The sequence below is a fragment of the Candidatus Thiopontia autotrophica genome (genome assembly GCF_982804495.1).
In genome coordinates, this window is the sequence record NZ_CEYDPX010000017.1 from 1 (window position 1) to 13,204 (window position 13,204).

A 13,204-nucleotide genomic window follows, 5' to 3' on the forward strand; every position below is an offset into this window, starting at 1 on the left:
CAGACCCGCTCAATCTGCTGACGAATGGTTGCTCGCAATTGTGCCAGCTTCTGTGGGCCAGCTCCAGACTCTCTTCTGGAATTAATAATCTGTTCACTCTCCAGTTCAGCCTCAAGCATCATCTCCTCTCGTAACCTCTTCTCTCTACGCCTCTCTTTTTCCTTTTTTTCCAGCTCTCTCCTCTTTTTCAGCTGCTGCTGCTTAAGCCTCTTTGCTCTCGCCTTTTTCTCTTTGGCTTTTTTCTCTTTGGCTTTTTTCTCTTTGGCTTTTTTCTTACGCTCCAGCTCTCTCTTTCTCTTCTCTTTCGCCTTTTTCGCTGCAGCCTTCTTTTCTTTCTCTCTCTTCTTTTTCAGCCTCTGCTGCTTCAGTTTGTTCTCTTTTTCTCTTTTTAACTTCTCTTTTCTCTTACGCTCTCTGTTCTTGATCTTTTGCTCTGCCGCACGCTTGTCCGTAATTTTTTTCTCTTCTATCCTCTTGAGCACCTCACCATCAACTGCATAGGCACGAATCACCGGGGCATGGGACAAGGGTTTATCACTATCAAACAGCTCTACGTCAACCAGCAACACAGCCGACACCAGCACAAGATGAAGAATCAGAGATGATCTTAAAGGGGGGAGATCCACGGTCAGCTCTCTATCACATCAATCAAGAGGCATGAATACCGCCAATTACGAATGGTTATAGAATTCATGACAAAAAAACCTAATATCTCTTTATGTGTAACCTAAATCCTGCAAGTACTCGCACCTGCTCTGCGCAAGCTCTTGATCCGTATAACGATATTTTCTCCCTTGGGTGTAGCAATAAGTACATCACGCGGTCGAAATTCGCTCTACGAACCGATGTCTTGCACATATCAAACACTATCACTTGCAGGATTTAGGTGTAATAGAGAACATGTATAGAACAAATCATTGACTTTTGAGTGTTGCCGTGTAGACTGAATGGAAATAGTCACTACAAGAGAGGTGTTTTGCATCTACGGTACAGAACTATTTAACAAGAGTAAAGTTGCATTTTAAATCGTTATTTTTTAATGGAGGATGGTATGAAATATTTTATAGGTTTAGTTATGTTTATGTTTTCATTGACTGTTTTTGCTCAAGACAAGATCAATATAAACGAAGCAGGGTTAAAAACATTGATCAAACTGGAGCATATAGGCAAGAAGAGAGCGCAGATGATAATCGATCATCGTGAACTCTCCCCATTTGCAACCATCAGTGAGATTATGAACATCACCGGGATCGGCAAAAAGGCCTTTGAGGCGAACCGTGACATAATCACCGTGGAGTAGAGTCGTGATCAGGCCAGTATATTATGTATTATGCCGGCCTGACTTATGGCTGATCGGTCACTAGCCCCACACTGGGAACACCGGACTGTTGCAACAACGCCATTATCGAGACTACAGTACCGTAATCCACCTTGTGATCACCACGCACCAGCACCTCTGTACCCGGCTTCCGATTCATCAGTACCGATACCCGTTTCTGTAAAATATGCTGCTCAACCGGCTCCTCGGGATGATCCCCAATATTCATATAGAATGATCCATCCTCACGTACAGTAACAACCACCGGCTCCTGCTTGCTATTCTCCACCAGCTCTGCATCCACCTTTGGCAACTCAACCTTCACCCCTTGGGTAAGTAGAGGTGCAGTTACCATAAAGATAATCAGCAAAACCAGCATTACATCAATGTATGGGACTACATTTATTGAGGCCATGGGCCGTTTACGAGCACGCTGACGACTCATTCCAGCTCTTCATCATCAGCTTCATCACTATGCGACTGATGCCTGAGAATACTGGAGAACTCCTCCAGAAAAATATCATAACGATTATGTAGTCGCTCAATCTCGGTGGAGAAACGGTTATAAAAGATTACTCCCGGGATCGCAGCAAACAGCCCGATGGCTGTTGCCACCAGCGCCTCAGAGATGCCCGGAGCAACCATGGCGAGAGTTGCATTACTGGTGGCGCCGATAGCACTGAATGCGTTCATGATCCCCCAAACCGTTCCAAACAGACCAACATATGGGCTGGTAGATCCAACCGTAGCCAGAAACGACAGGCTCTCCTCCAGTTGATCGAGATCACGATTAAGTGCCACTCGCATGGCACGCCCGGAACCATCAACCACATCAGAGGATCTCATCCCTGAACGTTTGCGCAGCCTGATAAATTCACGGAAACCGGAGACAAAAATACCGGCCATACCATTTGGTTTTTTCCCCTCAAACTGACGAAACAGATCACTCAGACTTTTGCCGCTCCAGAACAGATCCTCAAAACGGTCAGCCGCCTCAATGGCCCCCCTGAAGTCATGCAGTTTGCGAAATATGATATTCCATGACCAGATAGATGCAGCCACCAGTAAAAGCAGAATTAACTGTACTACCGGGCTAGCATCCAGAATTAGCGCTGTAATTGAGAGTTCATGGTTCATGATTTCTGTATCTTTTTATAAAGTTTCTCAGGCAGTGGTACAGGCTTGAATGTCTCACTGTTCAGACTGGCAATTTTAACAGCTCCACTACACAAAGGTCTCTTCTCACCGCTACGATAGATATCCTGCCTAAGGGATATACTCGCTTTACCAACTTTTTGAGACGAGGTTACAACCTCAAGCTCATCATTGAAACGTGCTGGTGAATTGTAATCAACTGTGACCGAACGGACCGCAAAAATCACCCCTTCATCCTCTATCATTTGGTCTTGCTCAAACCCTAAGAATCGCAACCACTCTGTTCTGGCACGCTCCATATATTTCAGATAGTTGGCATAGTAGACCACGCCACCGGAATCGGTATCCTCATAGTAAATTCGCACTGGAAAACGGAAAGGTCTCATATTCATCTTGGGATTAGTCGTCTCGCAAGTGGCGGCACTCTTCTACAGGCAGTCGTCTGTGGCCAGGGATGGTCACAGCCGAGCGATACGGGGATGTACTTGAGCGCACTGCATGGAGGAGAGTGCCGCCGCTTGCGAGAGAGCCATTATCAGAAGAGATCACCATTTCGCTCCTCTCGGCGCGGCGTCAGCCCAAAGTGGAGATAGCCATTTTTGGTCACTACCCGCCCTCTTGGGGTGCGCATCATGTAACCCTGCTGGATAAGATAGGGCTCAATTACGTCCTCAATGGTTCCCCGCTCCTCCCCTATGGCAGCTGCAATGCTGTCGATCCCGACCGGACCACCATCAAATTTTTCTATCATGCTCAACAGAAGTTTGCGGTCCATATTGTCAAACCCCTTCATATCCACATCCAGCAGATCGAGCGCACGCTCCGCAACCTCCCGGGTAATGTTACCGTCTGCCTTGACCTCGGAGTAATCACGCACCCGGCGCAGTAGCCTATTGGCAATTCTCGGGGTACCACGAGAGCGTTTTGCAATCTCTACTGCACCGCCCTTCTCTGTTGGAACCGACTGAATGGAGGCGGCCCGCATTACGATGGAGGTGAGATCGGTCTCGTTGTAGAACTCCAGCCGCTGCACAATGCCAAAACGGTCACGCAGTGGAGAGGTGAGTAGCCCGGCACGGGTGGTAGCCCCCACCAGGGTGAATGGAGGTAGATCAAGCTTGATGGAGCGGGCTGCAGGCCCCTCCCCGATCATGATATCGAGCTGGAAATCCTCCATCGCAGGATAGAGCACCTCCTCTACTACCGGACTGAGCCTGTGAATCTCATCAACAAAGAGGACATCATGGGGTTCCAGATTTGTGAGTAGTGCAGCCAGATCACCAGGCTTTTCCAGTACGGGGCCGGAGGTGTGGCGCATACCAACCCCCATCTCATTGGCGATAATATGGGCCAGGGTGGTCTTGCCGAGACCTGGAGGCCCAAATATCAGGGTGTGATCCAGCGGCTCTCCACGCCCGCGCGCCGCAGGGATAAAGATATCCATCTGCTCACGCACAACCGGCTGCCCCTCATAATCACTAAGAAGTCTGGGGCGAATTGCACGATCCAGACGCTCCTCATCTGGGGTAGCAACTGAAGATATGGTACGAATATGATCACTCATGGCTTCACGCTCTGCCTGAGTGCGCGGCGAATAGTCTCCTCACTACTGAGCCCCTCTTCCTCTACCGCACTAACCAGTTTTGAGGCCTGCTGTGGCTTGTATCCAAGTGAAATCAGCGCATGAACTGCCTCGCTATGTGGGTCCGCCACCACCTCAGAACGACCACCAGAGGCGCCATCAACTACATTCCCAATATTGGCGCCAAAACTATCCCACTCACTGAGTCGATCTCGCATCTCCACAATCAACCGCTCTGCGGTCTTTTTACCCACCCCAGGAAGTCTAACAAGGGCTGTGGTGTTCTCCTCATTGATACAGCAGACAAAATCCTCTGCACTCATCCCGGAGAGAATCGCCAACGCCAGTTTGGCCCCCACCCCACGGACCCGGATCAGAGCACGGAACATCCGACGCTCACTCTCGGTGGCAAATCCATAGAGAAGCTGGGCATCCTCACGCACCACCAGATGGGTATGAAGTGTTACCTCTGTACCGGTTTCAGGTAGTGCATAGAAGGTCGACATGGAGGCCTCAAGCTCATAACCAACCCCACCCACATCAACCAGCAACTCTGGCGGTTTACGCTCTAAAAGTACCCCCCTCAGCCATCCTATCAACGCAATCTTCCCCCCTTCCACTCCGTTGAAAGCCCCATTCGATTCAGACTTTGCGAACGGTTAGCATGACATATCGCACAGGCCAGTGCATCAGCCTCATCCGCCTGCGGATTGGTCTGCAGATTCAGTAGTGCACGCACCATCATCTGCACCTGGATTTTGGCAGCATTTCCGCGCCCTACCACTGCCTGTTTTATCTCTGCAGGGGTATATTCATACACTGTTAGATCACGATTTGCAGCTGTACAGATTGCGGCTCCACGTGCCTGCCCTAACTTAAGTGCAGAATCGGCATTACGGTGCATGAATACGTTCTCGATTGCAAACTCATCGGGATGACAACGATCAAGAACTTCACTTACCGCCTCAAATATAGCGTGCAATCTCTCTGGAAGAGTATCTCCCCTGATTCTCAACGCACCACTCTCAATATGGCGATACCCCCCCTTCTCCATCTCGATCACCCCGTAACCGGTAGTTCGAGATCCTGGGTCGATACCGAGAATTCTTGTCATTAGATTACTGACTGAGTGCAGCCATCACCTCTTCCGGGATATCCGCATTACTGTAGACATTTTGGACGTCATCCAGATCCTCCAGACGATCCACCAGTTTGAGTAGCTTCTCGGCACCATCCTGGTCCAGCTCAGTCATGGTTGAGGCACGCTGGGTCAGATCTGCCGAGGCGGGCTCTAGCCCTGCATCAACCATCACCTGTTTTACATCCAGGTAACTGGCCTCATCAGTCAGCACCTCAATTGAGCCATCATCCTCTGTCACCACATCCTCAGCCCCGGCCTCCAGGGCCGCGTCCATAATGGCATCCTCATCACTTTCTGGAGGATAAAGCAGTACGCCGGTCTTGGTAAAGAGATAGGAGACTGAACCGTCAGTTCCCAGATTACTTCCATGCTTGGTAAAGGCGTGACGCACCTCAGATACTGTGCGATTGCGATTATCGGTCAGACAGTCAACCATCACCGCCACCCCATTGGGACCATATCCCTCGTAGCGAATTTCGTCAAAGTTTTCACCATCAACATCACCACTACCACGCTTTACTGCACGCTCAATGGTGTCACGGGTCATATTGGCACCCAGTGCCTTGTCCACAGCAGCACGCAGACGCGGATTGTCTGCCACATTGCCGCCACCCATCTTTGCTGCCACGGTGATCTCACGGATCAACTTGGTGAAGATCTTGCCACGCTTTGCATCCTGCGCACCCTTGCGATGCTGGATGTTGTGCCATTTACTATGTCCTGCCATCTCTCTATACCTCCAGCATCCTCTCCAGTGCCAATCTTGCCTGCTCTGCCACACTCTCATCCACTTTAATCTGGTTAACCACATTCCCCTCCAACAAATTCTCCAGTGTCCAGAGCAGATGTGGTGGATCAATCCTGAACATTGTAGAACACATACAGACTGTTGGGGACATGAAGTGGACAGATTTTCCCTCTCCCTTGAACTGCTCATGGAGACGGTTTACCAGATTCAGCTCCGTACCCACCAGCCAGCGTGTATTGGGTTCCGCTTCTGCAATCGTCTTGATGATGTATTCAGTCGAACCGACATAGTCTGACTTCTGACAGACCTCATAGGAGGATTCCGGATGGGAGATGATTTTTGTCTCAGGATGCATCTCCTTGAAGCGGTCAATTTGCTCCGGCCTGAACATCTGGTGTACTGAACAGAACCCCTTCCAGAGAATGATTTTCGCATTGTGGATCTCCTCTGCGGTCAGACCACCCATTGGCAGATCATAATCCCACACCACCATCTGATCGAGTGGGATCCCCATGGTGGCTCCGGTATTTCTGCCGAGATGCTGGTCGGGGAAGAAGAGCACCTTCTCTCTCTGACTGAATGACCACTCAAGCACATGACGTGCGTTGGTAGAGGTACAGACAATGCCGCCATGGCGCCCGCAGAACCCTTTCAGGTCTGCTGCAGAGTTGATATAGGTGACCGGGGTTATGGTCTCGTCAGGGTTTAATATGGTGGATAGCTCCTGCCACGCCTTTTCCACTTTTGGAAGATCGGCCATATCAGCCATGGAGCAGCCTGCGTTCATGTCGGGAATAACCGAGATCTGATCTGGACGGGAGAGGATATCAGCCACCTCCGCCATAAAGTGGACCCCACAGAAGACAATGTACTCTGCCTGTGAGTTGGCTGCCTGACGAGAGAGTTTCAGAGAGTCACCAGAAAAATCGGCATGTTGGAACACCTCCTCCCGCTGGTAGTGGTGACCCAGGATAACCAGACGCTCACCAAGCTCCTCTTTGGCCGCAAGGATGCGCTGCTGGCACTCCTCGTCATCCTGTATTGAGAATGGATCTTCCAGCTTATGAACTGCTAACCCCATATCTTATTCAGCCTTCTGTACCTTGCGCAGACGTATATTGAGCTCCCGCAGCTGATGATCACTTACACGATCTGGCGCACCAGTTAGCAGACAGTTGGCCGACTGGGTCTTGGGAAATGCCATCACATCACGAATAGAGTCCGCGCCCGCCATCAGCATTACCAGGCGATCGAGACCGAAGGCCATACCACCATGCGGAGGACAGCCATACTTGAGGGCATCGAGCAGGAAGCCAAACTTGTCCTGAGCCTCCTCATCACCGATCCCCAGCACCTTCAGTACACTCTCTTGCGTTTCCGGATCGTGAATACGGATGGAACCACCGCCAATCTCACTACCGTTGAGGATCATGTCGTAGGCACGTGAATATACCTTGCCAGGCTCACTATCCATCATCCCCAGTTGATCACTATTTGGGGCTGTAAAGGGGTGGTGGATCGCATTCCAGCGATCAGATTTCTCATCCCAATCAAACATCGGGAAGTCTACAACCCAGAGCGGCTTCCACTCAGCAGACATAAGGCCACGATCCTCTCCCACCTTAACTCGCAACGCACCCAGCGCCTCATTAACTACCTTGGCCTTGTCCGCACCAAAGAATATAAGATCACCACTGTTGGCACCGGTACGCTCCAGAATGCCGGCAATGGTGTCGTCAGGGAGGAATTTTACGATTGGGGACTGCAATCCATCACGTCCACCCTCGACATCATTGACCTTGATATAGGCGAGACCACGAGCACCATAGATACTGACAAATTTGGTGTAGCCATCAATATCCTTGCGGCTCAGGCTATTACCACCTGGCAGACAGAGTGCCGCCACCCTGCCATTTGGATCATTGGCCGGACCAGAGAAGACCTTGAAATCAACCTCGGTCATCAAGTCAGCCACATCAATCAGTTCCAGCGAGACACGCAGATCAGGGCGATCAGAGCCGTAACGACGCATGGCCTCGTCATAACTCATCTGCTGAAATTGATCTGGAAGCTCTGTCCCCAAAACCTCTTTGAAAAGTCCCCTAACCATATCCTCCATCAACCCCATAATCTGCTCCTCATTGAGGAAGGCGGTCTCGATATCGAGTTGGGTAAATTCAGGCTGACGGTCGGCACGCAGATCCTCGTCACGGAAACAGCGAACCACCTGATAGTAGCGGTCCATACCAGAGACCATCAACAGCTGCTTGAAGAGCTGTGGTGACTGCGGCAGTGCAAAAAATTCTCCCGGATGGGTACGACTTGGAACCAGATAGTCACGTGCCCCCTCAGGAGTTGCACGAGTCAACATTGGAGTCTCTATATCAAGAAACCCATTACTGTCCAGATAGTTACGAATGTGCCGAGTTACCGCCGCTCTCAGCTTCATCCGTTGCTGCATAACCGGACGACGTAGATCGACATAACGGTAGCGCAGACGAATGTCCTCACCCATGCCATCATCATCAATCATGAATGGAGGAGTCTTGGCACGGTTCAGAACCTCAACCTCGGAGATCAGCACCTCAACTTTACCAGTTGGCATATCCTCGTTGATTGTCCCCTCCGGGCGCTCCCTGACCAACCCCTTGATACCCAACACGTATTCAGAACGTACATGCTCTGCAATCTCGAACGGCTCAGCACGGTCAGGGTCAAACACAATCTGCGCCAGCCCCTCTCGATCACGCAGATCGATAAAGATAACGCCACCATGATCACGGCGACGGTTAACCCATCCAGCCAGCTGGATCTCCTGACCAATCAGGGACTCATTCAACTCTCCACAATAGTGGCTTCGCATATTTTTTCCTTGTTACTCTATATTCAATAATTCTTGATACAATCAGAATCGATGCTACCAAAAGCTCTGACAAATTCATCTATCTCTTTTCTGAGACCATCGGTAGCCAGGGATGGATACCGCTGAGCGTACATGGATGTATTCACAGCGTGTCTCAGAATAGAGATAGATGGACTTGTTATACCCAGTATTCCTAATCAATCACCACAACAACAGCCTCCACCTCCACAGGATGGTGCCGAAGATGGCTCACTCTTGCCCGAGTCAGCCATATTCTTCTTCTCACCGGTCTTGAAGTCACTCTCATACCAGCCACCTCCAGAGAGACGGAAACCGGCTGCAGAGACCTGTTTTTTCAGTGTTGGTTTTCCACACGCTGGGCACTCCATCAATGGGTCATCACTCATCTTCTGGAGTTTCTCTATATGGTGGCCACAACCGCCACAAACATACTCATAAATTGGCATTTATCTAATCCTTAACAGACAATCGGGCTATTATACCGAATCCAAAATCTGACAGATAGAGTATACAACCTAGACAATCCAATAATGCATAATGCCTTTACCAAGATGCCCTCCTCCTCCAGAGAGGATTGGCGCACTATCAGATCACTACTTCCATACCTGTGGGGATATCGTTACCGTGCTGGTCTGGCTATTGGGTCTCTTATTCTGGCAAAATTGGCAAACGTCACTGTTCCACTCCTGCTCAAGGAGATTGTAGATACCCTGGATCAGAACCATGAGGCCGCCCTGGTGCTGCCGTTGGCTCTGCTTGTCGGATATGGGTTAATGCGTGCAGGTAGCGCCTTCTTTAATGAGCTACGTGATGCCATCTTTGCCAAGGTTCGACACGGAATTGTAAGGGAGATCTCAATCCGTTTTATGTCTCATCTCCACAACCTCTCGCTACGTTTCCATCTGGACCGCAAAACCGGCGGGATAACCAGAGATATGGAACGTGGCACCAGATCGATCAGCTCCCTCTTCAATATGCTGCTCTTCAACATCATCCCAACCATGATTGAGGTAACCCTGATAGCCGTAATTCTATTCGCCAACTACAACCCTTGGTTTGCCATCATCACCTTCACCACCGTAGCAATCTATATCGCCACCACCTTTGTTATCACCAACTGGCGCATGAAATATAGAGTAGCGATGAACAAGCGTGATTCTGATGCCAGCACTCAAGCAGTCGATAGCCTCATCAACTACGAGACCGTAAAATATTTTGGCAATGAGCAGTATGAGCTGGACCAATACGATGAACAGATGAGAAGCTGGGAGGTGGCTGCGGTCAAGAGCCAGACCTCAATGTCGGCGCTTAACTTTATCCAGGCCTTCATCATCGCCATTGGGGTCACTATCACCATGGTCATGGCTGGCCAGGGAGTTGTGGATGGTGAGATGACTCTGGGAGATCTGGTGCTGGTCAATACCTTCCTGTTACAGCTCTTCATCCCTCTCGGTTTTCTGGGGATGGTATATACCCAGATCAAACATGCACTCTCCGATATCGACATGATGTTTCAACTGCTGGAGAAAAAACCTGAAATCGAGGACCTGCCAACTGCAACTGCACTCAACCCTGGAGAGGGCGAGATTGAGTTCAGAAATGTTGAGTTTGGGTATAACAGTGACAGAAAGATCCTGCACAACGTCAGTTTCAAGATACCTGCTGGGAAAAAGGTTGCCGTAGTGGGCAAGAGCGGATCAGGAAAATCAACCCTGGCAAGGCTGCTGTTCCGTTTCTACGAAATTGATAGAGGCCAGATCACCATCAATGGAGTTGATATCAAAACTGTGACCCAGAAGAGCCTGCGAGAGGCGATCGGTATTGTCCCCCAGGATACGGTCCTCTTTAACCATACCATTCACTACAATATCGAGTATGCCAGGCCGGGGGCAACCCATGGAGAGATTGAAGATGCTGCAAGAGTGGCCAACATTCACGACTTCATTACCGCCCTGCCACAAGGGTATGAATCTACCGTTGGTGAGCGCGGCCTGAAACTCTCCGGTGGTGAGAAGCAACGTATTGCCATCGCCCGCGCCATCCTCAAGAACCCACCCATTATGGTATTTGATGAGGCCACCTCATCGCTCGATTCAGCAGCAGAGCGGGTGATCAACAGTTCACTAAAAGAGATCAGCAGCCACCACACCACCCTGGTAATTGCCCACCGCCTCTCCACCATCGCTGATGCCGATGAGATTCTGGTGATGGATTCCGGATATATTATCGAACGTGGAACACACAAAGAACTGATTGATATACATGGTGTTTATGCAGATATGTGGATATTGCAACAGGAGCAGCGGGAGAGGCAGAAAACCTGAAAAACAGGTAATAATACGTAATACAAAAGCAGCACGAATTATGAGACAATTAGCACAGTAGGAGAGAGCCTAGAGGATACAGGGATGAGCACGAGCACGAGCACGAGCACGAAAGCAGACCACAACGAGTCACCTCGTTGGTATCTTCTTGCCAGTAAACCGCGAGATGAGGAGCGGGCCCGACTCAATCTGGAGCAGCAGGGCTACACCACCTATCTGCCAATGGTGAAGCGAGAGCGGCGCCGTCGCGGCAAGACTGCTGTTAATACCGAGCCCCTCTTTCCCCGTTACATGTTTATCAAGCTGGATCGTGAGAACGACAACTGGGCACCCATACGCTCCACCTTCGGGGTCTCCGGACTGGTTGGCTTTGGAGCAACCCATACCAACTACATACCTATACCTGAACAGGTCGTTGATCTGCTGAAAAGTCATGAGGATGAGTTTGGAATCCATCAACTGGAGCGTGCCGATTGGTTCTGTGAAGGGGATTGTGTACGCATCACCAGCGGACCATTTGCCGAGATTGAGGGAGTATTCATGATGGATGATGGGCTCCACCGCGCTATGGTGCTTATAGAGATGCTTGGCAAACAACAACATATCGTTATCGAGAGTGGCCAACTGGCCCCCTGCTGTCACTGACAAAAGGTATCAATTGCGCCATAAGTGATGCGCTATACTGCAGTTCATGGCAGAACAGAAAAAAACTATTCTGATCACCGGCTGCTCCAGCGGTATCGGCCTGCGTTGTGCCGAGATTATGCAGGAGCGGGGATGGCGGGTCTTTGCAACTGCCCGCAGGGTCGAGGATGTCACCATCCTCATAGAGCATGGATTCGAGTCGGTTCAGCTTGATCTGGATAGATCGGAGAGCATCCACTCAGCCCTCGACTTTGTACTGCAACGGACAGGCGGGACTCTGGATGGTCTCTTCAACAACGGAGCCTATGGACAACCTGGTGCTGTTGAGGATCTCAGCAGAGACAATCTACGAAAACAGTTCGAGACCAACCTCTTTGGAACCGCCGAACTGACCAATGCCATCATTCCAGTAATGCGCAAACAGGGGCATGGACGAATTGTCTTCAACAGCTCGGTTCTCGGATTTGTGGTTATGCCCTACCGTGGCGCCTACAATGCCAGCAAATTCGCCCTGGAGGGGCTTGCCGATACAATGCGCCTGGAGCTTAAAGATAGTGGTATTTTTATATCACTAATTCAGCCCGGTCCCATCGAATCCAGTTTTCGCAAGAATGCATACCTGGCCTTCAAACAGAACATCAATCCTGAAAACAGCTATCACAAGGCCAATTACGAGGCGATGGAGAGACGCCTAAAAAAACCGGGACCTGCCGCACCATTCACCCTGCCTGCAGATGCGGTGGCAGATAAATTGATCCATGCGCTGGAGAGTCGCCAGCCCAAGACACGCTATCCGGTCACCTTTCCAACCCATCTATTTGCACTCCTAAGGCGCATTCTCCCTGACCGCTGGCTAGACTATATGCTCATCAGGGCATCTGGTGATGGAGCCCGCTGAGTAACTACTGATAAAAACTTGGGTTAATTGATTTTAATAATCTATTTATTTAATATACTAATCACAAGGAGTTGCTGCCAAATTATCCACGGGGGAGAGAATCAGATGAGTGAAGATGCACTGCCGGTCACCAGAGCCGCGAAGGAGCTGGGAATCAGTCGCAGAGAGATCCAGCAGAAGATCCAGTCGGGGGAGCTGGAGACCTTTGAGGGCAGGGTAACCATGGCTCAGCTGCGATCAGTCTTCCCCGCAGCGGAGAAGATGGAGACATCCTCAATCCTTGAGAAGATAAACTTCATAAAAGACAACGCCTATCTAAATCGGGTTCAGACAGCACATATTCCTGACTCATACACTCTTATGGGTCAGGTCCAACGGCTACGGATGGAGCTGCGGATGGCGCGTGAGGAGAGGATGGCACAACTACGCCTAATCAGCGAGCTGACTGGTAGTCTGCAGGAGATGCAGAGAAATTGCGATGAGAAGCAGAAGGTTATAGTTGGGAACCT

The 13,204-nt window shown here is 50.2% G+C and carries 16 protein-coding genes; 5 read left to right on the forward strand and 11 right to left on the reverse strand.

From position 1 onward, the window contains the following. The coding region (locus AC3ZFK_RS06090; RefSeq protein WP_487506967.1) for a hypothetical protein at window positions 1-626 on the reverse strand (626 nt) is incomplete at its 3' end. Between the two features lie 425 nt (window positions 627-1,051). On the opposite strand from AC3ZFK_RS06090, the gene AC3ZFK_RS06095 reads away from it, so the two are divergent. Beyond that, window positions 1,052-1,300: a ComEA family DNA-binding protein gene (locus AC3ZFK_RS06095; RefSeq protein ID WP_487506966.1), complete on the forward strand. Its 249-nt coding sequence runs from the start codon at window positions 1,052-1,054 to the stop codon at window positions 1,298-1,300. 43 nt (window positions 1,301-1,343) lie between these two features. Here the strand turns inward: AC3ZFK_RS06095 and tolR are convergent, their stop codons facing one another. From tolR to AC3ZFK_RS06145, 10 genes are all read right to left on the reverse strand, one after another. Beyond that, window positions 1,344-1,763, reverse strand: a complete 420-nt coding sequence (gene tolR, locus AC3ZFK_RS06100) for a protein TolR (protein WP_487506965.1) — start codon at window positions 1,761-1,763, stop codon at window positions 1,344-1,346. Further along, on the reverse strand, window positions 1,760-2,455 hold the full coding sequence (gene tolQ / locus AC3ZFK_RS06105; protein WP_487506964.1) for a protein TolQ: 696 nt from the start codon (window positions 2,453-2,455) through the stop codon (window positions 1,760-1,762). Before tolQ ends, tolR begins: the two co-directional genes overlap by 4 nt. Next, window positions 2,452-2,859 carry a tol-pal system-associated acyl-CoA thioesterase gene (ybgC, locus tag AC3ZFK_RS06110; RefSeq protein WP_487506970.1) on the reverse strand — a complete coding sequence of 136 codons (408 nt, stop codon included), beginning with the start codon at window positions 2,857-2,859 and terminating at the stop codon, window positions 2,452-2,454. Before ybgC ends, tolQ begins: the two co-directional genes overlap by 4 nt. Before the next feature lie 149 nt (window positions 2,860-3,008). Beyond that, window positions 3,009-4,037 carry a Holliday junction branch migration DNA helicase RuvB gene (gene ruvB / locus AC3ZFK_RS06115; RefSeq protein ID WP_487506963.1) on the reverse strand — a complete coding sequence of 343 codons (1,029 nt, stop codon included), beginning with the start codon at window positions 4,035-4,037 and terminating at the stop codon, window positions 3,009-3,011. Then, window positions 4,034-4,654 (reverse strand): Holliday junction branch migration protein RuvA, encoded by a 621-nt coding sequence (ruvA, locus tag AC3ZFK_RS06120; RefSeq protein WP_487506962.1) that lies wholly within the window; start codon window positions 4,652-4,654, stop codon window positions 4,034-4,036. The genes ruvB and ruvA overlap by 4 nt, the downstream gene beginning before the upstream one ends. Next, window positions 4,651-5,169: a crossover junction endodeoxyribonuclease RuvC gene (gene ruvC, locus AC3ZFK_RS06125; protein ID WP_487506961.1), complete on the reverse strand. Its 519-nt coding sequence runs from the start codon at window positions 5,167-5,169 to the stop codon at window positions 4,651-4,653. Before ruvC ends, ruvA begins: the two co-directional genes overlap by 4 nt. A gap of 4 nt (window positions 5,170-5,173) precedes the next feature. Continuing rightward, window positions 5,174-5,923 (reverse strand): YebC/PmpR family DNA-binding transcriptional regulator, encoded by a 750-nt coding sequence (locus tag AC3ZFK_RS06130; protein WP_487506960.1) that lies wholly within the window; start codon window positions 5,921-5,923, stop codon window positions 5,174-5,176. A gap of 4 nt (window positions 5,924-5,927) precedes the next feature. Next, window positions 5,928-7,025, reverse strand: coding sequence for a quinolinate synthase NadA (gene nadA / locus AC3ZFK_RS06135; RefSeq protein WP_487506959.1), 1,098 nt, complete (start codon window positions 7,023-7,025; stop codon window positions 5,928-5,930). Between the two features lie 3 nt (window positions 7,026-7,028). Beyond that, the gene (gene aspS / locus AC3ZFK_RS06140; RefSeq protein ID WP_487506958.1) at window positions 7,029-8,807 is read right to left on the reverse strand and encodes an aspartate--tRNA ligase; all 1,779 of its coding nucleotides are present in this window, start codon (window positions 8,805-8,807) and stop codon (window positions 7,029-7,031) included. A gap of 197 nt (window positions 8,808-9,004) precedes the next feature. Further along, window positions 9,005-9,274, reverse strand: a complete 270-nt coding sequence (locus tag AC3ZFK_RS06145; protein ID WP_487506957.1) for an FmdB family zinc ribbon protein — start codon at window positions 9,272-9,274, stop codon at window positions 9,005-9,007. A gap of 84 nt (window positions 9,275-9,358) precedes the next feature. Between AC3ZFK_RS06145 and AC3ZFK_RS06150 the strand changes: the two genes are divergently transcribed. From AC3ZFK_RS06150 to AC3ZFK_RS06165, 4 genes are all read left to right on the forward strand, one after another. Continuing rightward, on the forward strand, window positions 9,359-11,152 hold the full coding sequence (locus tag AC3ZFK_RS06150) for an ABCB family ABC transporter ATP-binding protein/permease (protein ID WP_487506956.1): 1,794 nt from the start codon (window positions 9,359-9,361) through the stop codon (window positions 11,150-11,152). A gap of 84 nt (window positions 11,153-11,236) precedes the next feature. After that, window positions 11,237-11,797 (forward strand): transcription/translation regulatory transformer protein RfaH, encoded by a 561-nt coding sequence (gene rfaH, locus AC3ZFK_RS06155; protein WP_487506955.1) that lies wholly within the window; start codon window positions 11,237-11,239, stop codon window positions 11,795-11,797. A 46-nt stretch (window positions 11,798-11,843) separates the two neighbouring features. Beyond that, a complete protein-coding gene (locus tag AC3ZFK_RS06160; RefSeq protein ID WP_487506954.1) occupies window positions 11,844-12,695 on the forward strand; it encodes an SDR family oxidoreductase in 852 nt (283 codons plus the stop codon). Window positions 12,696-12,800: 105 nt separating this feature from the next. Then, window positions 12,801-13,204, forward strand: a 404-nt coding sequence (locus AC3ZFK_RS06165) for a hypothetical protein (protein WP_487506953.1), incomplete at its 3' end; no start/stop codon positions are given.